We start from the raw sequence: 24,010 nt of genomic DNA, 5'->3' as shown, positions 1-24,010 counted from the left end.
TCCGCCTGTTATTCGACAGGCTGAGGGCGGGTCGGACCCGCAGACGCGTGATGCGTCGCGCTGTGGCCGCCAGCGGCGCCTTTACCTTCAAAGGCGAAGGCAGGACGCTGCCAGTCGCTGTGGCGCGGTGCTTCCGGCACGTACTCCGGCGCAGGCGCGCGGGTCATCGGTGCGGTAGCGTGGCTGTGCTCAACCGGCGCGGCGACAACGGCAGGTTTTTCCTCTTTTGCCGCTTCAACCTGGACGGCAACAGGCGCAGGGGAAACGACCACTTCCACTTCGTCCTGTGCTTCAACGTCCTGTTCGTTAACCGGTTCGGCAATGACTTCTGGCTCAACGGCAACCGGTTCCGCCACGGCTTCAGGCTCAACGACCACGACATCGGCGGGTTGTTCTGCGACCGGCGCAGTCTCCTGCGTTTCGGCGACCGGCTCTGCTTCGGCGGCGACGTTTTCAGCAACGGGCGCATCGGCGTCGGCAATGATTTGCGGCTGTTCGTCAACCGGGGCGGCAATCACCTCCGGATGCGTCGTTTCCACGGTATCCTGCGGCTGAACAGGCGCGTCGGCAATCGTCTCCGCCATGGCCTGAACCGGCTCAACGGCAGCGGCTACGGCCTGCGCTTCAGTTACCGCTGGCTGCGCCTGAACCTGCTCGAGTTCCTGCTCTTGCTGCTCAATATCCTGAGGACGGGCCACCGGGTAGCGGATCCACACTTTACCGGACGCCATCTCCGGCGATGCGCAGGCAACGGTCAACGGCATGGGTGACTGGAGCGGATAGCGTTCGTCACGGTAGCGACGACGGCGTTGACCGCTTACACGCAGATGACGTGGAGAACGACGGGAGCGACGCGGCATACCGGCGTTATCACGCGCGTCGCCATTATCTTCCTGCTCCTGAGCAACCTCGGCAACGACTGGCAGCGGGACTTTTGCCAGCTCGGTGCTCTGCGCAGGCGCGGTCTCTGCCACGACCGGCGCGGCAACGGTATCTTCGTTTGCTGCCGTACTTACCGCATCCGCTTCCGTCGCATTGTCGGTGTAACGCACTTTTTGACTCAGCTGGCGTTGTTTACGGCGCGGCTGCGCCTGACGAACACGTTCTTCCTGCTCGGTATCCTGAGTCTGCTGCTCGTCCAGATTCAGCGCTTTCACTTCCTGCTGGGCCTGGCGTTTTTCTTCGCTACGGCGACGATTACGTTCGCGACGCTGCGGCTGTTGCGGCTCATCGCCTGCCTTCGCTTTTTCCGCCACGTCACTGGACTGCTGACGGCTATCGCGTTCGGTATTCTGCTGGGCCTGACGACGATTACGGCGGTTCTCGTCACGGCTTTCACCGTTTTCTGAACGGTCGCCGCGTTCGCTGCGATTATCGCGGTTGTCACGGCGCTCGCTGCGATCGTTACGGTCGCGGCGGTTGTTCTGACGTTTACGACGATCCTGCTGGCGTTCCGGTTTTTCTGCCGCTTTTGGCGCGGGTTGCTCTGCAGGCTTCGCTTCTTCACTGCCGCTGAACAGCGACTTCAGCGCGCCAAAGAAGCGGCTGAGCAGACCCGGTTCTGCAGGCGTAGCCGGTGCGGCTGCGGCTTTCGGCGCGGCAGTTTTGACCACCGGTTCGGCAGCCGCCGGCGCTGGCGCAGGCGGAACATCCGGCATTGCAAAAGTCGCAAGGGCAGGTTGTTCCGGACGTTTACGCTCGGCGTATTCTTCTTCAGACGGCAACGCCATCGCTTCTTCATGCAGTTTTGGCAGCATGTAGCTCAGGGTTGGTGTCTCTTCGCCTTTACGTACGCGCAGTACGGAGTAATGCGGCGTTTCCATCTGATCGTTAGGGACGATCACACAGCGCACACCGTTCTGACGCGTTTCAATTGCGTTAACGGCAGTACGTTTTTCGTTAAGCAGGTAGGACGCAATCGGCACTGGAACAATCGCATGAACTTCCTGAGTGTTCTCTTTCAGCGCTTCTTCTTCGATCAGGCGCAGAATGGACAGCGACAGCGACTCGTTGTCACGAACGGTGCCGGTACCGCTACAGCGCGGACAAACGTGATGGCTGGATTCGCCCAGTGACGGACTCAGGCGCTGACGGGACATTTCCAGCAGGCCAAAGCGCGAAATATGGCTGATCTGAATGCGGGCCCGGTCCTGACGCACCGCTTCACGCAGACGGTTTTCCACCGCGCGCTGGTGGCGAACCGGCGTCATGTCGATGAAGTCGATAACAATCAAGCCGCCAAGATCGCGCAGACGCAACTGGCGAGCGATTTCATCGGCCGCTTCAAGGTTGGTGTTAAACGCGGTTTCTTCGATATCGCCGCCGCGGGTGGCGCGAGCGGAGTTGATGTCGATAGCGGTTAACGCTTCGGTGCTGTCGATTACAATGGAACCGCCGGACGGCAAGCGCACTTCACGCTGGAACGCGGACTCAATTTGCGACTCGATCTGGTAATGGCTGAACAGGGGAATTTCACCGGTGTACAGTTTAATTTTGCTGCTGAAGTCCGGACGACCCAACGCGGCGATATGCTGGCGCGCCAGTTCAAGCACTTTCGGGTTATCGATGAGAATTTCACCGATATCCTGACGCAGGTAGTCGCGAAACGCGCGAACAATCACGTTGCTTTCCTGATGGATCAGGAATGGCGCCGGGCGGCTTTCCGCTGCTTTCTGGATGGCTTCCCAGTGCTTCAGACGGAAGCTTAAGTCCCACTGCAACGCATCGGCAGACTTGCCGACGCCTGCGGTGCGCACAATAAGCCCCATGCCGTCGGGCAGCTCAAGGCTTGCCAGCGCTTCTTTCAGTTCGGTGCGATCGTCGCCTTCAATACGACGAGAGATGCCGCCCGCGCGCGGGTTGTTTGGCATCAGCACCAGATAACTACCCGCCAGGCTGATAAAGGTGGTCAGCGCAGCGCCTTTGTTGCCGCGTTCTTCTTTATCAATCTGAACAATGACTTCCTGACCTTCGCGCAACACATCTTTAATGTTGGGACGACCATGCGCGTTGTAACTGGCGGGGAAATATTCGCGGGCAATTTCTTTTAACGGGAGGAAACCGTGACGTTCAGCGCCGTAATCAACAAAAGCCGCTTCCAGACTCGGTTCAATACGGGTAATTTTGCCTTTATAGATGTTCGCTTTTTTCTGCTCGTGTCCAGGACTTTCAATATCCAGATCGTACAGACGCTGCCCATCTACAAGGGCAACACGCAACTCTTCCTGCTGAGTTGCGTTGATTAACATTCTTTTCATCGTAACTTACTCATTATTCTTACATTGACGACTAAGCTGCGGGCAGAGTATCGCCTTTCCGGGTGTGAACCGATGGCCTCGTGTCTATTCGCGTCGCCAACCTCACGGTTATCGTCAGCTCAAAGAGGCGCAGAGTGTCGGTTGCCTGTATTTCATACGGAAACACAGCGCAATTATCAGGGGAACTGCCTGGGTGTTACTCTCCAGAGAAGATCCGATCTACCGGTAAGGACTGCAACCCGCAGCCCGCTAACTGCCTGAAAGATCAATACGTCTTACGCCATTGCTGCGTGGATGATCGTTCGGGCAAAATGGGTCATTCCGTAAAATTGCTTGTTCTAACAAGTTTTGACACGGAAACGGTGACATTATTCCACTGCTAACCTTGTTATAGCAAGATGACTTTTACCATTTATCTCCCACTTACTCACAGTTTTTTCACTTATCCGCGGTGATTGGTTTAATAACCACCAAATCTGTGATGAATACGCTGTGCGGCGGCAGATAAAGATAAATATAAGCATAGAAAAATGAGTGGCGCGAATCCTTGCCGCTATTTAGAATCGGCCCCCATGAAAACAGAGACTCCATCCGTAAAAATTGTTGCTATTTCCGCTGACGAAGCAGGGCAACGCATCGATAACTTTTTGCGTACGCAGTTAAAAGGCGTGCCGAAAAGTATGATTTATCGCATTTTGCGCAAAGGCGAAGTGCGGGTGAATAAAAAACGCATCAAACCCGAATATAAACTCGAAGCGGGCGATGAAGTGCGTATCCCGCCTGTTCGCGTGGCCGAGCGGGAAGACGACGCCGTGTCGCCACACCTGCAAAAGGTGGCGGCGCTGGCCGATGTCATCCTGTACGAAGATGACCATATCCTGGTGCTCAATAAGCCCTCGGGCACGGCGGTGCATGGCGGTAGCGGCCTGAGCTTCGGCGTGATTGAAGGATTGCGCGCTCTGCGTCCGGAGGCGCGGTTCCTCGAACTGGTGCACCGCCTCGACCGCGACACCTCTGGTGTGCTGCTGGTGGCGAAAAAGCGCTCGGCGCTACGTTCGCTGCATGAGCAACTGCGTGAGAAAGGGATGCAGAAAGACTATCTGGCGCTGGTTCGCGGCCAGTGGCAATCGCACGTGAAAAACGTGCAGGCGCCGCTATTAAAGAACATCCTGCAAAGCGGCGAGCGTATCGTCCGTGTGAGTCAGGAAGGTAAGCCTTCAGAAACCCGCTTTAAAGTTGAAGAGCGTTATGCCTTTGCCACGCTGGTGCGCTGTAGCCCGGTTACCGGCCGTACGCACCAGATCCGCGTGCATACCCAGTATGCCGGGCATCCGATTGCGTTTGACGATCGCTACGGCGACCGCGAATTTGACAAGCAACTGGCGGGAACCGGACTTTCGCGCCTCTTCCTGCATGCTGCCGCGCTGAAGTTTACCCATCCGGGAACGGGGGAGATACTGCGCATTGAGGCGCCGATGGATGAGCAGTTAAAAAGATGTCTCCAGACATTGCGTAAATGATTCTGATCGCGTCGCTGACGTGTTTTATCAGACGACGTTTGCCTCCCGCGCCTTTCCGCGGGTCTGAAAGTGAAGCGCCATCAGGCGCTTCACTGCGTTAGGCTTTCAGCGGGTTCATCTCTTCCCGACGCAACATCTGGCACAGGGCGATCAGCGGTAAGCCAATCAGCGTATTGGGGTCCCGACCCTCTAAGCGCTCAAACAGCGCAATGCCCAGTCCTTCGCTTTTAAAACTCCCGGCACAATGCAGCGGACGCTCTTTGCGCACGTAGTCTTCTATCTCTGCTTCGCTCAGATGACGAAAATGGACGTCAAACGGTTCCACTTCCGTCTGTAAATGGCCGGTCGCGGAATTATACAGCGCCAGCCCCGTATAGAAGGTGATGATGTTGCCGCTGGCTTTCGCCAACTGCTGGCAGGCTTTTTCTTCTGTTAACGGCTTGCCGGCGATTTCGCCATCCAGCACACATACCTGATCGGAGCCAATAATCAGGTGAGCAGGGAAGCGGTGGGCCAGCGACTGCGCCTTTTCTTTCGCCAGACGACTGACCAGGTGACGGGGACTCTCGCCAGGCATCGGCGTTTCGTCAACGTCCGGCGCGGCGCATTCAAAGGGGATCGCCAGTTTTTCCAGCAGGGCGCGACGCCAGGGCGATGTGGAAGCGAGAATAAGATTAGGCATATTTTTTCTACCAGATATAGCGTATTGATGAGACCCATTTTAAACTATGTCTTTCGTCATTCAGACGCGCAAGCAGGGCGTCTGCTGAGCGAAAATAAGTCTGTTAACCGCAATGTGTGCGAATTATTGGCAAAAGGCAACCGCAGGCTGCCTTTTTCTTTGACTATATGACGTTACAAAGTTAATATGCGCGCCCTATGCAAAAGGTAAAATTACCCCTGACTCTGGATCCGGTTCGTACGGCTCAAAAACGCCTCGATTATGAAGGTATCTATACTTCCGATCTGGTAGAGCGCGTCGCCGATTCTGTGGTCAGTGTGGACAGTGATGTGGAATGCTCGATGTCGTTCGCTATCGACAACCAACGTCTCGCCGTAATTACCGGCGACGCTGCGGTTTCGGTCACGCTCGAATGTCAGCGTTGCGGTAAGCCGTTTACCCATCAGGTTCACACAACGTATTGTTTTAGTCCGGTTCGTTCTGACGAACAGGCTGAAGCACTCCCGGAAGCGTATGAGCCGATTGAGGTTAACGAATTCGGTGAAATCGATCTGCTTGCAATGGTTGAAGATGAAATCATCCTCTCCTTGCCGGTAGTTCCGGTGCATGATTCTGAACACTGTGAAGTGTCCGAGGCGGACATGGTCTTTGGGGAACTGCCTGATGAAGCGCAAAAACCAAACCCATTTGCCGTATTAGCCAGCTTAAAGCGTAAGTAATTGAGGAGTAAGGTCCATGGCCGTACAACAGAATAAACCAACCCGTTCCAAACGTGGCATGCGTCGTTCCCATGACGCGCTGACCGCAGTCACCAGCCTGTCTGTAGACAAAACCTCTGGTGAAAAACACCTGCGTCACCACATCACCGCCGACGGTTACTACCGCGGTCGCAAGGTCATCGCTAAGTAATCACGCGTTATTCGCGTGATGAAGCTTAGTGAGGAATTTCCCCGTTCAGGCGGGGAATGACCAAACCAGGCGGCGAAGATACCTTGACACGTCTAACCCTGGCGTTAGATGTCATGGGGGGAGATTTCGGCCCTTCCGTGACAGTGCCTGCAGCATTGCAGGCACTGAATTCTAATTCACAACTCACACTTCTTTTAGTCGGGGATCCCGATACAATCACGCCATTACTTGCTAAAGCTGACTTTGAACAACGTTCGCGTCTGCAGATTATCCCTGCGCAGTCAGTTATCGCCAGTGATGCCCGGCCTTCGCAGGCTATCCGCGCCAGTCGCGGTAGTTCCATGCGGGTGGCGCTGGAACTCGTGAAAGAAGGGCGAGCGCAGGCCTGTGTGAGCGCCGGTAATACTGGGGCGCTGATGGGTCTGGCAAAATTATTGCTCAAGCCGCTGGACGGCATTGAGCGTCCCGCGCTGGTCACGGTGTTGCCGCATCAGCAAAAAGGGAAGACGGTGGTCCTGGATTTAGGGGCTAACGTCGATTGCGACAGCACGATGCTGGTGCAGTTTGCGATTATGGGCTCGGTGCTCGCGGAAGAAGTGGTTGGCATTGATAACCCTCGCGTGGCCTTGCTCAACATCGGCGAAGAAGAAACTAAGGGTCTCGACAGTATTCGGGACGCTTCGGCTGTGCTAAAAACGATCTCCTCCATCAATTACATCGGCTATCTCGAGGCCAATGAATTATTGACGGGAAAAACGGATGTGCTGGTATGTGACGGTTTTACAGGCAATGTCACATTAAAGACGATGGAAGGGGTTGTCAGAATGTTCCTTTCACTGCTGAAATCTCAGGGTGAGGGTAAAAAACGGTCGTGGTGGCTGCTGATAGTAAAACGTTGGTTACAAAAAAGCCTGACGAGGCGATTCAGTCACCTCAACCCCGACCAGTATAATGGCGCCTGTCTGTTAGGATTGCGCGGCACGGTGATTAAGAGTCATGGTGCGGCCAATCAGCGAGCCTTCACAGTCGCGATTGAACAGGCAGTGCAGGCGGTGCAGCGACAAGTTCCTCAGCGAATTGCCGCTCGCCTGGAATCTGTATACCCGACTGGATTCGAACGGCGGGACGTGGGTCATGGCGACACATCGCAGCCACACTGACAGCGATGTGGCTAACGCGCCCGGCCTCTTCGTCGTTGTTGAACCGCGGTATATAACCAAAAAGTGACTGAGCGTACATGTATACGAAGATTATTGGTACTGGCAGCTATCTGCCTGAACACGTGCGGACTAACGCCGATCTGGAAAAAATGGTCGATACCTCTGACGAGTGGATTGTCACTCGCACAGGTATCCGTGAGCGCCATATTGCCGCCCCGGATGAAACCGTCTCAACGATGGGATACACCGCAGCGCAGCGGGCGCTGGAAATGGCGGGCATTGATAAAGATCAGATTGGCTTGATAGTGGTGGCGACCACCTCAGCAACTCATGCTTTCCCCAGCGCGGCATGCCAGATCCAGAGCATGCTGGGCATTAAAGGATGCCCGGCGTTTGACGTCGCGGCGGCCTGTGCGGGCTTCACCTATGCGCTCAGCGTGGCCGATATGTACGTGAAATCCGGCGCCGTTGACTATGCGCTCGTCGTCGGGTCCGACGTGCTGGCTCGTACCTGCGATCCGACCGATCGCGGCACTATTATTATTTTTGGCGATGGCGCAGGCGCGGTTGTGCTCGGCGCATCCGAAGAGCCGGGCATTATCTCCACCCATCTACATGCGGATGGCAGCTACGGTGAATTACTGACGCTGCCCAATGCCGATCGTGTGAATCCGGACAACCCGACTCACCTGACGATGGCGGGTAACGAAGTGTTCAAAGTGGCGGTAACCGAGCTGGCGCATATCGTTGACGAGACGCTGGCGGCCAATAATCTGGACCGTTCGCAGCTCGACTGGCTGGTTCCTCACCAGGCTAACCTGCGTATTATCAGCGCGACGGCGAAGAAACTGGGTATGTCGATGGACAACGTTGTGGTCACGCTGGACCGTCACGGCAACACGTCTGCGGCTTCCGTACCGTGCGCGCTGGATGAAGCCGTGCGCGACGGACGTATCAAAGCCGGGCAACTGGTTCTGCTTGAAGCCTTCGGCGGTGGTTTCACCTGGGGCTCCGCGCTGGTTCGTTTCTAGTATAAGGATTTAAACATGACGCAATTCGCATTTGTGTTCCCTGGACAGGGTTCGCAGACCGTTGGGATGCTGGCCGATATGGCGGCAAGCTATCCGGTTATAGAAGAAACGTTTGCTGAAGCTTCAGCGGCGCTGGGCTACGACCTGTGGGCGCTGACTCAACAGGGGCCAGCGGAAGAATTGAACAAAACCTGGCAGACTCAGCCTGCGCTGTTAGCGGCGTCTGTCGCACTATACCGCGTCTGGCAGCAGCAGGGCGGTAAAGCGCCTGCGCTGATGGCGGGTCATAGCCTGGGTGAATACTCTGCGCTGGTGTGCGCGGGCGTCATTAATTTTGCTGATGCGGTGCGTCTCGTGGAACTGCGTGGTAAATTCATGCAGGAAGCGGTACCGGAAGGCACAGGCGGCATGTCTGCTATTATCGGTCTGGATGATGCTTCTATCGCTAAAGCCTGCGAAGACGCGGCGGAAGGCCAGGTGGTTTCGCCAGTGAATTTTAACTCGCCGGGACAGGTGGTTATCGCCGGGCACAAAGAGGCGGTAGAGCGCGCGGGCGCCGCGTGTAAAGCTGCCGGCGCGAAACGTGCGTTGCCGCTACCGGTAAGCGTACCGTCGCACTGCGCGTTGATGAAACCCGCTGCGGAAAAACTGGCCGTTGAATTAGCGAAAATCACCTTCAGCGCGCCGACAGTGCCTGTAGTGAACAACGTGGATGTGAAATGTGAAACCGAGGCTGACGCGATTCGTGATGCGCTGGTTCGCCAGCTGTACAGCCCGGTTCAGTGGACCCGTAGCGTTGAGTTTATGGCCGCGCAGGGCGTGGAACACCTTTACGAAGTCGGTCCGGGTAAAGTCCTCACCGGTCTGACGAAACGCATTGTCGATACCCTGACCGCCTCGGCGCTGAATGAACCGGCGGCGGTATCTGCGGCGCTTGAGCAATAAAAGAGGAAAACCATGAGTTTTGAAGGAAAAATCGCGCTGGTTACCGGTGCAAGTCGCGGTATTGGCCGCGCTATTGCAGAGACGCTCGTTGCCCGTGGCGCGACCGTTATCGGTACAGCGACCAGCGAAAATGGCGCTCAGGCCATTAGCGATTACTTAGGTGCGAAAGGCAAAGGTCTGATGTTGAACGTGACCGATCCTGCATCTATCGAATCCGTTCTGGAAAAAATTCGCGCAGAATTTGGTGAAGTCGATATCCTGGTCAATAATGCCGGTATCACTCGCGACAATCTGCTGATGCGAATGAAAGATGATGAGTGGAACGATATTCTCGAAACCAATCTTTCATCTGTTTTCCGCCTGTCAAAAGCGGTAATGCGCGCTATGATGAAAAAGCGTCATGGACGTATTATCACTGTCGGTTCTGTGGTTGGTACCATGGGAAATGCGGGTCAGACCAATTACGCTGCGGCGAAAGCAGGTCTGATTGGCTTCAGTAAATCGCTGGCGCGCGAAGTTGCGTCACGCGGCATTACTGTAAACGTTGTTGCTCCGGGCTTTATTGAAACGGACATGACGCGTGCGCTGACCGATGAGCAGCGTGCGGGTACGCTGGCGGCAGTACCTGCGGGTCGTTTAGGCGATCCAAAAGAAATTGCCAGCGCGGTTGCATTTTTAGCTTCTGACGAGGCGGGTTACATCACTGGTGAAACCCTGCACGTCAATGGCGGAATGTATATGGTTTAACCACGAGCTACGCAAATTCGGCCAGGCTGGAGCAGTCTGAAGGAAAATGCGTAGAAAAATATTTGCGTTATTTGGGTGAAAAGCCGCAAAATAGCGTAAAATCGTGGTAAGACCTGCCGGGATTTAGTTGCAAATTTTTCAACATTTTATACACTACGAAAACCATCGCGAAAGCGAGTTTTGATAGGAAATTTAAGAGTATGAGCACTATCGAAGAACGCGTTAAGAAAATTATCGGCGAACAGCTGGGCGTTAAGCAGGAAGAAGTTACCAACAATGCTTCTTTCGTTGAAGACCTGGGCGCAGATTCTCTTGACACCGTTGAGCTGGTAATGGCTCTGGAAGAAGAGTTTGATACTGAGATTCCGGACGAAGAAGCTGAGAAAATCACCACCGTTCAGGCTGCCATTGATTACATCAACGGCCACCAGGCGTAAGTGAACATCTCCAGGCGGTCATTCGACCGCCTGAGTTTTATCTTTTTGTCCCACTAGAATTTTTTTCCCTCCCTGGAGGACAACCGTGTCTAAGCGTCGTGTAGTTGTGACCGGACTGGGCATGTTGTCTCCTGTCGGCAATACCGTAGAGTCTACCTGGAAAGCTCTCCTTGCCGGTCAGAGTGGCATCAGCCTGATCGACCATTTCGATACTAGCGCCTATGCAACGAAATTTGCTGGCTTAGTAAAGGATTTTAACTGTGATGACATCATCTCGCGTAAAGAACAGCGCAAGATGGATGCCTTCATTCAATATGGAATTGTCGCTGGCGTCCAGGCCATGCAGGATTCTGGCCTTGAAGTAACGGAAGAGAACGCAACCCGTATTGGCGCCGCTATTGGTTCCGGTATCGGTGGTCTCGGTCTGATTGAGGAAAACCACAGTTCTCTTGTGAACGGTGGACCGCGTAAGATCAGCCCATTCTTCGTTCCGTCGACGATTGTTAACATGGTGGCAGGCCACCTGACCATCATGTATGGCCTGCGTGGGCCAAGCATTTCTATCGCAACCGCCTGTACCTCAGGCGTACACAACATCGGTCATGCCGCACGTATCATTGCTTACGGCGACGCGGACGCGATGGTTGCGGGCGGTGCTGAAAAAGCCAGTACGCCGCTGGGCGTGGGGGGCTTTGGCGCAGCGCGTGCGTTGTCCACACGTAACGACAACCCGCAAGCGGCAAGCCGCCCGTGGGATAAAGAGCGTGACGGTTTTGTGCTCGGCGACGGTGCCGGGATGGTTGTACTCGAAGAGTATGAACATGCGAAAAAACGCGGCGCGAAAATTTATGCTGAAGTCGTTGGCTTCGGGATGAGCAGCGATGCATACCATATGACGTCGCCGCCGGAAAATGGCGCAGGCGCGGCGTTGGCGATGGTCAACGCACTGCGTGATGCGGCGATTGAACCGGGCCAGATTGGCTATGTCAACGCGCACGGGACCTCTACCCCGGCAGGCGATAAAGCTGAAGCGCAGGCGGTTAAGTCTGTCTTTGGCGAAGCGGCAAGCCGCGTGATGGTCAGCTCTACCAAATCCATGACCGGTCACTTGTTGGGTGCGGCAGGCGCGGTAGAATCCATCTACTCCATCCTGGCGCTGCGCGATCAGGCTGTTCCGCCAACCATTAACCTGGATAATCCGGATGAGGGTTGCGATCTGGACTTCGTTCCGCACGAAGCGCGTCAGGTCAGTGGAATGGAGTATGCGCTGTGTAACTCCTTCGGTTTTGGCGGCACGAACGGTTCTTTGATCTTCAAAAAGATCTAACCGCCTGTCCGTTGTTGCTTAAAGGTCCGCTCGTCGGGCCTTTTTTATTGCGTTTTCTTCCCTTGTCCTGCACTCGTCATCCTGCCACACTAACGGGCCACCGATGAGGAGCCACTATGTTCTTGATAAATGGTCGTGAACAGGAATCGCTTGCTGCAAGCGATCGCGCAATACAGTTTGGCGATGGCTGCTTTACTACCGTACGTATTTTAGACGGTCAGCTTTGCCATCTGGCTGCGCATCTCCGGCGTTTGCAGGATGCCTGTAATAAACTGCTGATCGCCTTTGAGTTCTGGGATGAGCTTGAGCGTGAAATGAACACGCTTGCCATGGGGCATTCACGTGGCGCGCTGAAGGTGATCATCAGCCGCGGCAGCGGCGGTCGAGGCTACAGCGCGGCAAACTGCTCGCAGCCTACCCGAATTCTGTCCGTTTCGCCGTATCCGACGCATTTCGATGACTGGCGAAATCGAGGAATCACGCTAACCCTCAGCCCGGTTCGTCTTGGTCGCAACCCGCTGCTTGCCGGGATCAAACATCTTAACCGTCTTGAACAGGTCCTGATTCGTTCTCATCTTGAGCAGACGGAGGCGGATGAGGCGCTGGTTCTTGACAGCGAAGGTTGGGTTACGGAATGCTGTGCGGCTAATGTGTTCTGGCGAAAAGACAATGTGGTCTATACACCGCGTCTCGATCTGGCAGGTGTCAACGGCATAATGCGACAATTCTGTTTGCAGCAGCTGGCACAATCGTCTTTTCGGGTTGTCGAAACCAGTGCCCGTGAAGAAGATGTCCGCCGCGCTGACGAAATCGTGGTTTGTAACGCGCTGATGCCGGTTATTCCTGTGGGCGCTTTTGACGCTGTGCCGTTCTCTTCACGCGCGCTCTATGAATTCCTGGCCCCACTGTGTGAGTATCCGAATTAGTCATGAAAAAATTGTTATACGCTGTCCTCTTATTGGGTGTGGTATTAGGCATTGCTGGGGGAGTGGGCTTGTGGAAGGTTCGCCAACTGGCGGACAGCAAGATCCTGATTAAAGAAGAAACCATTTTTACCCTCAAACCGGGAACGGGTCGTCTGGCGCTCGGTGAGCAACTGTATGCCGACCGGGTTGTGAACCGTCCCTGGGTATTTCAGTGGCTGCTGCGCGTTGAACCGGCGCTTTCGCACTTCAAAGCGGGCACGTATCGCTTAACGCCAGGAATGACCGTGCGGGAGATGCTGCAACTGCTGGAAAGCGGAAAAGAGGCACAATTTCCGCTGCGCTTTGTGGAAGGGATGCGGCTAAGCGACTATCTCAAACAGCTGCGCGATGCGCCTTACGTCAAGCATACCCTGACCGACGATAGCTACGCGAGCGTGGCGAAGGCGCTTAAACTGAAAGAAACCGACGGTCTCGAAGGCTGGTTCTGGCCTGATACCTGGATGTACACCGCCAACACAACCGATGTGGCCTTGCTTAAGCGCGCGCGTCAAAAAATGGTGAAAGTGGTTAATGAGGTTTGGGAAGGTCGCGCGGAGGGGTTACCGTATAAAGATCAGAATCAACTGGTCACCATGGCCTCGATCATCGAAAAAGAGACGGCGGTTGCCAGCGAACGCGATCAGGTTGCGTCAGTATTTATCAACCGACTGCGCGTCGGAATGCGACTGCAGACCGATCCTACGGTGATTTACGGGATGGGTGAGCGCTATAATGGCAAGATCTCACGTGCAGATCTGGAAACCCCGACGGCCTATAACACCTATACCATTACCGGGCTGCCGCCGGGACCGATCGCCATGCCGGGCGAAGCTTCGCTGAAGGCGGCGGCGCATCCGGCCAAAACGCCGTATCTCTATTTTGTCGCCGACGGCAAAGGGGGCCATACGTTTAATACCAATCTTGCCAGCCATAACCGGTCTGTGCAGGACTACCTGAAAGTGCTTAAGGAAAAAAATGCGCAGTAAGTATATCGTCATCGAGGGGCTGGAAGGCGCCGGTAAAACGACCGCGAGAAATATCGTGGTTGAGACGCTCGAACAGCTCGGCATCCGCGACATGGTTTTTACCCGCGAGCCGGGGGGCACGCAACTGGCGGAAAAACTGCGCAGTCTGGTGCTGGACATCAAATCTGTCGGCGATGAGATCATCACCGACAAAGCCGAAGTGCTGATGTTTTATGCAGCGCGCGTCCAGCTTGTAGAAACGGTCATTAAACCCGCGCTGGCAAAAGGGACGTGGGTGATTGGCGACCGTCACGATCTTTCCACCCAGGCGTACCAGGGCGGCGGACGCGGTATCGATCAGCAGATGCTTGCCACACTGCGTGACGCGGTACTCGGCGATTTCCGCCCGGATTTGACGCTTTATCTGGATGTTACGCCTGAGGTTGGGCTGAAACGCGCGCGCGCGCGCGGCGAGCTGGACCGTATTGAGCAGGAGTCTTTTGACTTCTTTAATCGCACCCGCGCCCGCTATCTGGAGTTGGCGGCCCAGGATGCAAGCATTCGCACGATTGATGCGACGCAGCCGCTGGACGTTGTAATGAATGCTATTCGTACCACTGTGACCGGGTGGGTGAAGGAGCAGGGCGCATGAAATGGTATCCATGGTTACGACCGGACTTTGAAAAACTGGTAGCAAGCTATCAGGAAGGACGGGGTCACCATGCGCTACTGATCCAGGCACTGCCGGGAATGGGCGATGATGCCCTGATCTACGCGCTCAGCCGATTTCTGCTCTGTCAGCAGCCGGACGGTCATAAAAGCTGCGGCCACTGCCGCGGCTGCCAGCTGATGCAGGCGGGCACGCATCCGGACTATTATTCCCTGTTGCCGGAAAAAGGGAAAAACGTGCTGGGCATCGACGCGGTTCGCGAAGTGGGGGAGAAACTCTACGAGCGGGCGCGTCTTGGCGGGGCGAAAGTGGTGTGGATCCCCGACGCGGCGCTGTTGACCGATGCCGCGGCGAACGCCTTGCTTAAAACCCTGGAGGAACCGCCTGAGCAAACGTGGTTCTTTCTTGCTGCGCGGGAACCTGCGCGTCTTCTGGCGACGTTGCGCAGCCGCTGTCGTTTGCATCACCTTGCGCCACCTGCGGAAAACTATGCGATCACGTGGCTCGCGCGAGAAGTGACGGTGTCACAAATGTCGCTGTTGACCGCGCTGCGCCTGAGCGCAGGCTCGCCGGGCGCGGCGCTGGCGTTACTGCAATCCGACGGTTGGGCGCAACGCGAAGCGCTGTGCCAGTCGCTTTCAGGTAGCGTGTCCGGCGGTGACTGGTACAGCCTGCTGCCGGTGTTGAATCATGAGCATGCGCCCGCGAGACTACACTGGCTGGCGACCCTGCTGATGGATGCGCTGAAGCGCCAGCATGGGGCGACATGGTTAACCAATGCGGATGCCGGAGAGCTGGTGGCAATGCTTGCCGGGCAGTTGTCTACAAACCGGATCCAGGCGATCCTGAGCGCCGTCTGCCATTGCCGTGAACAGTTGCTCAGTGTGACGGCAATAAACCGTGAACTGGTCTTAACCGATCTCCTTTTACAAATTGAGCATTACCTGCAACCTGGCGCCGTGTTGCCAGTTTCCCATCTTTAAGAGAGACATTATGTTTTTAGTCGACTCGCACTGCCATCTTGATGGCCTGGATTATCAATCTCTGCATAAGGACGTGGACGATGTGCTGACGAAAGCCGCCGCACGCGATGTGAAGTTCTGTCTGGCGGTAGCGACCACGCTGCCTGGCTACCGCGCGATGCGCGAGCTGGTGGGTGAGCGCGATAACGTGGTGTTCTCCTGCGGCGTACATCCGCTTAACCAGGATGAGCCGTTCGAAGTGGAAGAACTGCGGCGACTGGCGGCAGAAGAGGGCGTTGTGGCGATGGGGGAAACCGGGCTGGACTATTATTACACCCCCGAAACGAAGGTTCGTCAGCAGGCGTCATTTATCCATCATATTCAGATTGGCCGTGAGCTGAACAAACCGGTGATTGTGCACACTCGTGACGCCCGCGCCGACACGCTGGCGATTCTGCGTAATGAAAAGGTGACGGATTGCGGTGGCGTACTACACTGTTTTACTGAAGACAGAGAAACGGCGGGTAAATTACTGGATTTAGGCTTTTATATCTCCTTTTCCGGTATTGTGACCTTCCGTAACGCCGAGCAGTTACGCGATGCCGCACGCTATGTGCCGTTGGATCGCCTGTTGGTGGAGACGGATTCTCCTTATCTCGCTCCGGTTCCGCACCGTGGCAAAGAGAACCAGCCGGCAATGGTACGTGATGTTGCGGAATACATGGCCGTATTGAAGGGTGTTGCCGTTGAAGAACTGGCGCAAATCACCACCGATAACTTTGCCCGCCTGTTCCATATCGACGCGTCCCGCCTGCAATCCGCCTCTTAAGCGAGTTTTTTTAAAGCTCGTAATTAATCAGCAAAGCGAGTAAAGTTCACCGCCACAAACTGGGCGGTGAATGAACAGCTTGACACATTATGAAACGATTTTTGTCAAAATGTGCAACTTATGGCACCGGGCGGAGTTGAAACGTGATGGTCGTCAAACAAAAATAAGCTGATTTATTTTACTCTGTGTAATAAATAAAGGGCGCTTAGATGCCCTGTCCACGGCGAGGCTCTCCCCCCTTGCTAATGCGTGAAAACGTAGAAAAACACCAATACTCAGGAGCACTCCTAATTATGTTTAAGAATGCATTTGCTAACCTGCAAAAGGTCGGTAAATCGCTGATGCTGCCGGTATCCGTATTGCCTATCGCAGGTATCCTGCTGGGCGTCGGTTCCGCAAACTTCAGCTGGCTGCCAGCCGTTGTCTCGCATGTCATGGCAGAAGCAGGCGGTTCTGTTTTTGCAAACATGCCGCTTATTTTCGCTATCGGTGTCGCGCTTGGTTTTACCAACAACGACGGCGTGTCCGCTCTGGCGGCGGTGGTTGCCTATGGCATCATGGTGAAAACCATGGCCGTGGTTGCGCCGCTGGTTCTGCATTTACCGGCTGAAGAGATCGCAGCAAAACACCTTGCGGATACCGGTGTTCTCGGGGGGATTATCTCCGGTGCGATTGCGGCGTACATGTTCAACCGTTTTTACCGCATCAAGCTGCCTGAGTATCTTGGCTTCTTTGCTGGTAAGCGCTTTGTGCCAATCATCTCCGGCCTGGCGGCAATCTTTACCGGCGTGATCCTCTCCTTTATCTGGCCGCCTATCGGTACGGCTATCCAGACGTTCTCGCAGTGGGCGGCTTACCAGAACCCGGTTGTGGCGTTCGGTATCTACGGCTTCATTGAGCGTTGCCTGGTGCCGTTTGGTCTGCATCATATCTGGAACGTTCCTTTCCAGATGCAGATCGGCGAATACACCAATGCGGCAGGTCAGGTCTTCCACGGCGACATTCCTCGCTATATGGCGGGCGACCCGACGGCGGGCAAACTGTCCGGCGGCTTCCTGTTCAAAATGTATGGTCTGCCGGCGGCGGCTATCGCCATCTGGCACTCGGCTAAACCGGAAAACCGCGCGAAAGTGGGCGGTATCATGATCTCCGCAGCGCTGACCTCGTTCCTGACCGGTATCACCGAGCCGATCGAGTTCTCCTTCATGTTCGTTGCGCCGATCCTGTACATTATCCACGCGATCCTGGCTGGTCTGGCGTTCCCAATTTGTATCCTGCTGGGTATGCGTGACGGTACTTCCTTCTCGCACGGTCTGATCGATTTTATCGTCCTGTCCGGTAACAGCAGCAAACTGTGGCTGTTCCCGATTGTCGGCGCAGGTTATGCGATCGTTTACTACACCGTCTTCCGCGTTCTGATCAAGGCGCTGGACCTGAAAACGCCGGGTCGTGAAGACAGCACTGACGACGCGAAAGCGGGCGCGACCAGCGAAATGGCTCCGGCACTGGTGGCGGCATTTGGTGGTAAAGAAAACATCACCAACCTGGACGCGTGTATTACCCGTCTGCGTGTCAGCGTGGCTGACGTCGCGAAAGTGGATCAGGCTGGCCTGAAAAAACTGGGTGCGGCAGGCGTGGTTGTTGCGGGTTCTGGCGTTCAGGCGATTTTCGGTACAAAATCCGATAACCTGAAAACGGAAATGGATGAATATATCCGTAACAGCTAAGCAGTAAGACGTTGGGGAGAACTAAGGCAGCCGCAAGGCTGCCTTTTTTACATCCTGATCGGTGCGTATGAAAAGCCGAACAGGGTCCGGCAGCTACATCAGAACTGATACGTGGCGGTGATGCTCACGTTACGCGGTTCGCCGTACACGATAGACCCTTCGATGTTGGTGTCGTAGGTTTTATCAAACAGATTGTTCACGTTACCCTGCAACGAAAAGTTTTTGGTCACCTGGTAGCGGGTGAAAAGATCCACCAGCGCATAGCTGCCCTGTTCCGCGCGGAAAGTGCCGTATGGCGTGACGGTATCGCTGTAGACGCGGTTCTGCCAGTTAACGCCGCCGCCAACGGTCAGTTCTGGCATCGCTGGCAGGCGATAATGGGTGAACAGTTTGACCGACGTGCGCGGCAGATACGGATTCACCGCATTACCTTCGTTATCGTCAGCGAGGTAGCGCGTTGCGCCAAAGGTCATCTGCCAGTTATCGGTGATCGCGCCGTTGATCTCAAATTCGACCCCTTTGCTGACGGTGCCGTTCGCGGCTTTATACGCGGTCTCTCCGTTGCTCCCGGCGATAGGTGAACCGGTGGACTGAGCAAGGTTGTCCTGCTCGATGCGGAACAGAGACAGGGTGGTGGTCAGACGGCTATTCATCCAGTCAGATTTCAGGCCCACCTCATAGTTATTTCCGGTGATGGGCGAAAGGTATTTACCCGAGCTGTCGCGCTTGTTCTGCGGCTGGAAGATCGATGTATAGCTGGCATAGGTGGACCAGTTATCGTTGATGTCATAAACCAGACCGGCATACGGCGTGGTATGGTTTTTCTCCATGCTGTAGGTCAGGGTGTCGATACGCCAGTTAGTGTAGCGCGCGCCGAGGATCAGATGCAGCGGGTCAGCCAGAGAAACACGGGTCGCGGCATACAACGACTTCATATGCGTGGTGTCATCCTGGGCCAGTGACTGCGGCGTCCATTGTGTTTGTGGGAAATGACCGTCGAAGTCAGCGAAATTGCCAATTTCGTCCGGGAAAACATTCGCCCACGAGCTGAAATAGCGGTTATTTTGCTTACTGTAGCTACCACCAAACATCAGGTTATGCTGACGACCAAACAGGTCGTAGCCGCCGTCGGCAAACAGATCCACCGCGTCGACCTTACGCTTACCGCTGTTCCAGCCGGTACCGCCTACGTAGTCAAAACCGGGGCCATAGCTGGCGTAAGGGCCAACCAGCGTACCGTCGGCTTTATTGACTAACGCATCGATATACATTGTCTTACTGTCGAATTTCACTTCAGAGTGAGTGGCATTCATTGTTGCCTGCCAGGTATCGGCAAAGCGCTGCTTGAGTGTGACGAAAACCTTGTTGATCTCTTTATCGTTGTAAGCCCAGTCCGGCGCTGTGCTACGGGCGCGATCATAGCTGTTTTTGCTGCCGTCGGTGTTCCAGCGCGGCAGGCCGCCCCATGTCGGGCTGTTCACATCGATTTTTTGATATTCATAACCTGCCGCCAGGCTGGTGCTCTCGCCCAAATCCGCGTCGAGAATACCGGAGAAGAAGGTTTTTTCGCTATTGTAGCGATCCAGCCATGAGTCATTATTTTGATAACCGGCCACGACGCGCGCGCGAACATTTCCGTCATCCGTAAGCGGACTTTGCAGATCCAACACGTAACGCTGTTTATTCCAGCTGCCGTATTCCGCAGAAACATCTCCCGTAAACTCCCGACGGGTGGCATGCTTGCGGATCATATTGATGGAGGCCGACGGGTTGCCGGTTCCTGTCATCAGACCGTTGGCGCCGCGCACCACTTCCACGCGTTCAAAAAGCGCGGTGTCGGACAACGCGTCACCGAGATTCCAGCGCGATTCAAAGTACGTAGGAATACCGTCGACCATATAATTGTCGATCTCAAACCCGCGCGAATAATAGCTGCTGCGGTCTGAATCCGCCTGGCTTCGGCTAATTCCCAGCGTGTTATCCATCACGTCACCGAGGGTGTGCAGTTGTTGGTCTTCCATACGCTGCTGGCTGACGATGCTTACCGATTGCGGAATATCGCGCTGCGTCATTGCCATTTTCGTGGCGGCGTTGGTGGTTTTTACGCTGTAATCGTGTTCATCGCTGGCATCAGAAATGTCCGGGACGGAACCGTCCACAATGACGGTATCTTCGGTAACGGAAGCTGCGAAACTTGCGGAGGGCATCATTGCCACTGCGATACAGGCTGCCAGCAACGATGGGGTTGCGGCAGGTTGGCGCTGTTCGTCCCTGCGGTGTGTGATGAAAGACATGAGAAAACCCTTAATAGTGAAGATAGTGATTCAGGCTGCGCGGGGCGGCGATGAACCCTTTTTTATTGTCTGGCTTATCATTGTGCATGAAAATGCAAATGCGAAATATACGCATTCATATTCACTGTGTAAACAGAGGTTACAGGCTTTCTGAAATCTTGTTTCAGAACTTTTAGACGTCGCGGGGAGGGGAAAGCAGAGAACCTGTACGGCAATGCGCGTTTTTTGCTTAAGAAATCGTGGCTTAAGGTTGAAAGAGCGGCTTTAAGTCGATCATACTCTATACTGGCAGTGTGGCTCAGCGTAGCATGGCATCACGCATGGCAATTTTAAGAAAAGGAAAACGTCGTGGCAGAAGAAACTATATTCAGCAAAATTATTCGTCGTGAAATCCCGTCAGACATTGTTTACCAGGATGAACTGGTTACCGCATTCCGGGATATCTCACCGCAGGCGCCCACCCACATCCTGATTATCCCCAATATTCTGATCCCGACGGTCAATGATGTCACTGCCGAGCATGAACAGGCGCTGGGACGGATGATCACCGTAGCGGCGAAAATTGCTGCGCAGGAAGGCATCGCAGAAGATGGCTATCGCCTGATTATGAATACTAACCGTCACGGCGGCCAGGAGGTGTATCACATCCACATGCACCTGCTGGGGGGCCGCGCGCTGGGGCCTATGCTTGCGCATAAAGGGCTGTAATGATGAAAAAAGGATGCCTTGCGCTTTCGCTGGGACTGCTGCTGCTGGCGGGGTGTCGTTCGCATCCTGAAATACCGGTCAGCGACGAGCAGTCTCTGGTGATGGAATCAACGCTGCTGGCTGCGGGGATCACGGCGCAGCCGCCATCGTTGAGGACCTCTGATCTTCAGCCTTCCGCGTCCTCAGTGCTGTACAACGAAAGGCAAGAGCCCGTTACCGTTCATTATCGTTTTTACTGGTATGACGCCAGAGGATTAGAAATGCATCCTCTGGAAGCGCCACGCAGCGTGACAGTTCCGGCGCGTTCGTCGGTCACGCTCTATGGCAGCGCCAATTATCTGGGGGCGCACAAAGTCAGACTTTATCTTTTTTTGTAAGGGGTGAATCTTGAAGAGTAAATTGAGTCGCTATGCGCTGTTAGCCGGGCTGGCGATAGTGCTTTCCGGCTGTGTGGCGCAGCGTGAGCCTGCGCCAGTGGAAGAAGTCAAACCGGTGCCGGAGCAGCCCGCGCAGCCTCAGCAGCCTGCGCCTGTCGTACCTTCTGTGCCGGAAATCCCGGGTCAGCCTGGTCCAATTGAGCATGAAGATCAGACGGCGGCGCCTGCGCCCCGCGTTCGTCACTACGACTGGAATGGCGCCATGCAGCCGATGGTGGCTAAAATGCTGCAGGCCGATGGCGTAACCTCGGGCAGCGTGCTGCTGGTGGACAGCGTCAACAACCGGACAAACGGGTCGTTGAACGCGAGCGACGCCACGGAAACCCTGCGCAACGCGCTGGCTAACAACGGCAAGTTTACGCTGGTCTCCGCCCAGCAGTTGTCGATGGCGAAACAGCAGTTAGGCCTTTCTCCGCAGGACAGCCTGGGAACGCGTAGTAAAGCCATTGGCATTGCCCGCAACGTTGGCGCGCACTATGTGCTGTATTCCAGCGCCGCCGGCAACGTCAATGCGCCATCGCTGCAAATGCAATTAATGCTGGTACAAACTGGCGAGATAATCTGGTCAGGTAAAGGTGCCGTTCAGCAACAATAACGCGCTGTCGCGCGACGAGGTCTTGTCGCGCTTCTTTCCGCATTACCGCCCCGTTGCTGACGGTCAGACCGGTCTCAGCGGCGGGAGCGTTATCCTGGCCCGCGCCGAAACGCGTCTGGTGCTTCGCCGCCATCACGATCCCGATGCGCGCGGATACCCATTTTTGCGCCAGTACCGTGCGCTTAATCGCCTACCTGAACGTCTTGCGCCGAAGCCGCGTCTGTATATTCCCGGCTGGATGGCGGTGGACTATCTGCGCGGCGAGGTAAGATCGCAATTGCCGGATACCGACGAACTCGCGGGCTTGCTGTATCATCTGCATCAGCAGCCACGCTTCGGTTGGCGTATTCACCTTCTGCCGCTGCTTGAACAGTACTGGCGAGGTAGCGATCCGTCACGCAGAACGCCGCGCTGGCTGAGGCGGTTAAAACGTTTGCGTCAGCAAGGGGAGCCACAACCGCTGCGTCTGGCGCCACTGCACATGGATGTCCACGCCGGGAACATCGTACACACTGAGTCGGGGCTAAAGTTAATCGACTGGGAGTACGCCGGGGACGGCGATATCGCGCTTGAGCTGGCGGCGGTGTGGGTGGACGATGTGGCCCGGCGCCGGCAACTGGTGAACGACTATGCGGTGCGCGGCAAGATGTCGCCGGAAAGCCTGTGGCAGCAGGTCCGACGCTGGGATCCGTGGGTACAGATGCTGAAGGCAGGATGGTATGAATACCGCTGGCGACAGACCGGCGAACAACACTTTATCGGGCTGGCCGACGCAACCTGGCGGCAGCTTTTAACGAAGGATTAAGGAGAGCAGTGTGGGTCCAGTTATGTTGGATGTCGAAGGGTTTGAACTGGATGCGGAAGAACGGGAAATTTTGGCCCATCCGCTGGTCGGTGGTTTGATCCTCTTCACGCGTAATTATCACGATCCGGCGCAGCTGCGCGAACTGGTGCGCCAGATCCGCGCGGCGTCGCGCAATCATCTGGTGGTGGCGGTGGATCAGGAAGGCGGCCGCGTACAGCGCTTTCGCGAAGGCTTTACCCGACTGCCTGCCGCTCAGTCTTTTGCCGCGCTACACGGGATGGAAGAGGGCGGCAAACTGGCGGAAGAGGCAGGCTGGCTGATGGCCAGCGAAATGATAGCAATGGATATCGACATCAGTTTTGCGCCGGTACTTGATGTCGGGCATATCAGCGCCGCGATTGGCGAGCGATCCTATCATGCCGATCCGGCAAAAGCGCTGGCGATGGCGACGCGCTTTATCGACGGGATGCATGCCGCGGGCATGAAAACCACCGGTAAACATTTTCCGGGTCACGGCGCGGTGACCGCCGATTCGCATAAAGAGACGCCGACCGATCCGCGCCCGGAAGCGGAAATTCGCGCTAAAGATATGTCCGTGTTCCGTTCGCTGATTACCGACAACAAACTTGATGCGATTATGCCTGCGCATGTGATTTACAGCGAGGTTGATCCGCGTCCGGCAAGCGGCTCGTCGCACTGGCTGAAAACGGTCCTGCGTCAGGAGCTGGGTTTTGACGGGGTGATTTTCTCCGACGATCTCTCGATGGAAGGGGCGGCGATCATGGGCAGCTATGCCGAGCGCGGCCAGGCGTCGCTGGATGCAGGTTGCGATATGATCCTGGTCTGCAATAATCGTAAAGGTGCGGTCAGCGTGCTGGATAATCTGTCGCCGATCAAAGCAGAACGTGTTACACGTTTGTATCATAAAGGTTCATTTTCTCGTCAGGAACTGATGGACTCGGCACGCTGGAAACAGGTCAGCGCGCAGCTCAACCAGTTACACGAACGCTGGCAGGAAGAAAAAGCAGGTCATTAACG

General features: G+C 55.5%; 23 protein-coding genes. 20 read left to right on the top strand and 3 right to left on the bottom strand.

What is annotated here, in order from left to right:
- Positions 1-8: 8 nt before the first annotated feature.
- On the bottom strand, positions 9-3,257 hold the full coding sequence (gene rne, locus APU02_RS23045) for a ribonuclease E (RefSeq protein ID WP_060571347.1): 3,249 nt from the start codon (positions 3,255-3,257) through the stop codon (positions 9-11).
- A 572-nt stretch (positions 3,258-3,829) separates the two neighbouring features.
- Between rne and rluC the strand changes: the two genes are divergently transcribed.
- Positions 3,830-4,777, top strand: coding sequence for a 23S rRNA pseudouridine(955/2504/2580) synthase RluC (rluC, locus tag APU02_RS23035; protein WP_042283737.1), 948 nt, complete (start codon positions 3,830-3,832; stop codon positions 4,775-4,777).
- A 97-nt stretch (positions 4,778-4,874) separates the two neighbouring features.
- On the opposite strand, the gene APU02_RS23030 is transcribed toward rluC, so the two are convergent.
- The gene (locus APU02_RS23030; protein WP_042283735.1) at positions 4,875-5,459 is read right to left on the bottom strand and encodes a nucleoside triphosphate pyrophosphatase; all 585 of its coding nucleotides are present in this window, start codon (positions 5,457-5,459) and stop codon (positions 4,875-4,877) included.
- 197 nt (positions 5,460-5,656) lie between these two features.
- Here APU02_RS23030 and yceD point away from each other — a divergent pair, with 197 nt between their 5' ends.
- From yceD to ptsG, 14 genes are all read left to right on the top strand, one after another.
- Positions 5,657-6,178, top strand: a complete 522-nt coding sequence (yceD, locus tag APU02_RS23025) for a 23S rRNA accumulation protein YceD (RefSeq protein WP_042283732.1) — start codon at positions 5,657-5,659, stop codon at positions 6,176-6,178.
- Between the two features lie 16 nt (positions 6,179-6,194).
- Positions 6,195-6,368, top strand: coding sequence for a 50S ribosomal protein L32 (rpmF, locus tag APU02_RS23020; RefSeq protein ID WP_000290727.1), 174 nt, complete (start codon positions 6,195-6,197; stop codon positions 6,366-6,368).
- Positions 6,369-6,451: 83 nt separating this feature from the next.
- A complete protein-coding gene (gene plsX, locus APU02_RS23015) occupies positions 6,452-7,528 on the top strand; it encodes a phosphate acyltransferase PlsX (RefSeq protein ID WP_072014948.1) in 1,077 nt (358 codons plus the stop codon).
- A 77-nt stretch (positions 7,529-7,605) separates the two neighbouring features.
- On the top strand, positions 7,606-8,559 hold the full coding sequence (fabH, locus tag APU02_RS23010; RefSeq protein ID WP_060571346.1) for a beta-ketoacyl-ACP synthase III: 954 nt from the start codon (positions 7,606-7,608) through the stop codon (positions 8,557-8,559).
- A gap of 15 nt (positions 8,560-8,574) precedes the next feature.
- On the top strand, positions 8,575-9,504 hold the full coding sequence (fabD, locus tag APU02_RS23005; protein ID WP_042283726.1) for an ACP S-malonyltransferase: 930 nt from the start codon (positions 8,575-8,577) through the stop codon (positions 9,502-9,504).
- A gap of 12 nt (positions 9,505-9,516) precedes the next feature.
- Positions 9,517-10,251 (top strand): 3-oxoacyl-ACP reductase FabG, encoded by a 735-nt coding sequence (gene fabG, locus APU02_RS23000; RefSeq protein ID WP_042283724.1) that lies wholly within the window; start codon positions 9,517-9,519, stop codon positions 10,249-10,251.
- Between the two features lie 200 nt (positions 10,252-10,451).
- Positions 10,452-10,688, top strand: a complete 237-nt coding sequence (acpP, locus tag APU02_RS22995) for an acyl carrier protein (RefSeq protein WP_000103754.1) — start codon at positions 10,452-10,454, stop codon at positions 10,686-10,688.
- An 85-nt stretch (positions 10,689-10,773) separates the two neighbouring features.
- Positions 10,774-12,015: a beta-ketoacyl-ACP synthase II gene (gene fabF, locus APU02_RS22990; protein ID WP_042283721.1), complete on the top strand. Its 1,242-nt coding sequence runs from the start codon at positions 10,774-10,776 to the stop codon at positions 12,013-12,015.
- A gap of 116 nt (positions 12,016-12,131) precedes the next feature.
- Complete coding sequence (gene pabC, locus APU02_RS22985; RefSeq protein ID WP_060571345.1) at positions 12,132-12,941, top strand: aminodeoxychorismate lyase; 810 nt, start codon at positions 12,132-12,134, stop codon at positions 12,939-12,941.
- 2 nt (positions 12,942-12,943) lie between these two features.
- The gene (gene yceG, locus APU02_RS22980) at positions 12,944-13,966 is read left to right on the top strand and encodes a cell division protein YceG (protein ID WP_060571344.1); all 1,023 of its coding nucleotides are present in this window, start codon (positions 12,944-12,946) and stop codon (positions 13,964-13,966) included.
- Positions 13,956-14,597 (top strand): dTMP kinase, encoded by a 642-nt coding sequence (tmk, locus tag APU02_RS22975; RefSeq protein ID WP_042283713.1) that lies wholly within the window; start codon positions 13,956-13,958, stop codon positions 14,595-14,597. The genes yceG and tmk overlap by 11 nt, the downstream gene beginning before the upstream one ends.
- Positions 14,594-15,598: a DNA polymerase III subunit delta' gene (gene holB / locus APU02_RS22970; protein ID WP_060571343.1), complete on the top strand. Its 1,005-nt coding sequence runs from the start codon at positions 14,594-14,596 to the stop codon at positions 15,596-15,598. Before tmk ends, holB begins: the two co-directional genes overlap by 4 nt.
- A gap of 10 nt (positions 15,599-15,608) precedes the next feature.
- Positions 15,609-16,406, top strand: coding sequence for a metal-dependent hydrolase (locus tag APU02_RS22965; RefSeq protein ID WP_060571342.1), 798 nt, complete (start codon positions 15,609-15,611; stop codon positions 16,404-16,406).
- Between the two features lie 293 nt (positions 16,407-16,699).
- A complete protein-coding gene (gene ptsG, locus APU02_RS22960; protein WP_042283707.1) occupies positions 16,700-18,133 on the top strand; it encodes a PTS glucose transporter subunit IIBC in 1,434 nt (477 codons plus the stop codon).
- A 98-nt stretch (positions 18,134-18,231) separates the two neighbouring features.
- Here ptsG and fhuE read toward each other — a convergent pair whose 3' ends face one another.
- Positions 18,232-20,427, bottom strand: a complete 2,196-nt coding sequence (fhuE, locus tag APU02_RS22955; RefSeq protein WP_060571341.1) for a ferric-rhodotorulic acid/ferric-coprogen receptor FhuE — start codon at positions 20,425-20,427, stop codon at positions 18,232-18,234.
- 348 nt (positions 20,428-20,775) lie between these two features.
- Here fhuE and hinT point away from each other — a divergent pair, with 348 nt between their 5' ends.
- Genes hinT through nagZ form a run of 5 tightly spaced genes read left to right on the top strand, consistent with a single transcriptional unit; the run spans position 20,776 to position 24,008 of the window.
- A complete protein-coding gene (gene hinT / locus APU02_RS22950) occupies positions 20,776-21,135 on the top strand; it encodes a purine nucleoside phosphoramidase (RefSeq protein WP_042283701.1) in 360 nt (119 codons plus the stop codon).
- A gap of 2 nt (positions 21,136-21,137) precedes the next feature.
- Entirely contained in the window at positions 21,138-21,512 is a 375-nt protein-coding gene (locus APU02_RS22945; RefSeq protein ID WP_042283698.1) for a YcfL family protein, read from the top strand.
- A gap of 10 nt (positions 21,513-21,522) precedes the next feature.
- Entirely contained in the window at positions 21,523-22,167 is a 645-nt protein-coding gene (gene lpoB / locus APU02_RS22940; protein WP_042283696.1) for a penicillin-binding protein activator LpoB, read from the top strand.
- A complete protein-coding gene (gene thiK, locus APU02_RS22935) occupies positions 22,148-22,972 on the top strand; it encodes a thiamine kinase (RefSeq protein WP_060571340.1) in 825 nt (274 codons plus the stop codon). The genes lpoB and thiK overlap by 20 nt, the downstream gene beginning before the upstream one ends.
- A 10-nt stretch (positions 22,973-22,982) precedes the next feature.
- The gene (nagZ, locus tag APU02_RS22930; RefSeq protein ID WP_060571339.1) at positions 22,983-24,008 is read left to right on the top strand and encodes a beta-N-acetylhexosaminidase; all 1,026 of its coding nucleotides are present in this window, start codon (positions 22,983-22,985) and stop codon (positions 24,006-24,008) included.
- Positions 24,009-24,010 lie beyond the last annotated feature (2 nt).

This window comes from Citrobacter sp. 50677481 (assembly GCF_001463265.1).
Classification (GTDB): Bacteria; Pseudomonadota; Gammaproteobacteria; order Enterobacterales; family Enterobacteriaceae; genus Citrobacter_A; species Citrobacter_A sedlakii.
Note: the sequence above shows the minus strand (reverse complement) of the source record. Positions and strands in the feature narration are given on the sequence as shown.

Coding starts and splice junctions, on each gene's coding strand:
- APU02_RS23030 (WP_042283735.1), bottom strand. CDS start 5,459: ATGCCTAATCTTATTCTCGCTTCCACATCGCCCTGGCGTCGCGCCCTG.
- pabC (WP_060571345.1), top strand. CDS start 12,132: ATGTTCTTGATAAATGGTCGTGAACAGGAATCGCTTGCTGCAAGCGAT.
- APU02_RS22945 (WP_042283698.1), top strand. CDS start 21,138: ATGAAAAAAGGATGCCTTGCGCTTTCGCTGGGACTGCTGCTGCTGGCG.
- fabD (WP_042283726.1), top strand. CDS start 8,575: ATGACGCAATTCGCATTTGTGTTCCCTGGACAGGGTTCGCAGACCGTT.
- fhuE (WP_060571341.1), bottom strand. CDS start 20,427: ATGTCTTTCATCACACACCGCAGGGACGAACAGCGCCAACCTGCCGCA.
- holB (WP_060571343.1), top strand. CDS start 14,594: ATGAAATGGTATCCATGGTTACGACCGGACTTTGAAAAACTGGTAGCA.
- yceD (WP_042283732.1), top strand. CDS start 5,657: ATGCAAAAGGTAAAATTACCCCTGACTCTGGATCCGGTTCGTACGGCT.
- tmk (WP_042283713.1), top strand. CDS start 13,956: ATGCGCAGTAAGTATATCGTCATCGAGGGGCTGGAAGGCGCCGGTAAA.
- fabH (WP_060571346.1), top strand. CDS start 7,606: ATGTATACGAAGATTATTGGTACTGGCAGCTATCTGCCTGAACACGTG.
- APU02_RS22965 (WP_060571342.1), top strand. CDS start 15,609: ATGTTTTTAGTCGACTCGCACTGCCATCTTGATGGCCTGGATTATCAA.
- rluC (WP_042283737.1), top strand. CDS start 3,830: ATGAAAACAGAGACTCCATCCGTAAAAATTGTTGCTATTTCCGCTGAC.
- ptsG (WP_042283707.1), top strand. CDS start 16,700: ATGTTTAAGAATGCATTTGCTAACCTGCAAAAGGTCGGTAAATCGCTG.
- fabG (WP_042283724.1), top strand. CDS start 9,517: ATGAGTTTTGAAGGAAAAATCGCGCTGGTTACCGGTGCAAGTCGCGGT.
- yceG (WP_060571344.1), top strand. CDS start 12,944: ATGAAAAAATTGTTATACGCTGTCCTCTTATTGGGTGTGGTATTAGGC.
- acpP (WP_000103754.1), top strand. CDS start 10,452: ATGAGCACTATCGAAGAACGCGTTAAGAAAATTATCGGCGAACAGCTG.
- rne (WP_060571347.1), bottom strand. CDS start 3,257: ATGAAAAGAATGTTAATCAACGCAACTCAGCAGGAAGAGTTGCGTGTT.
- rpmF (WP_000290727.1), top strand. CDS start 6,195: ATGGCCGTACAACAGAATAAACCAACCCGTTCCAAACGTGGCATGCGT.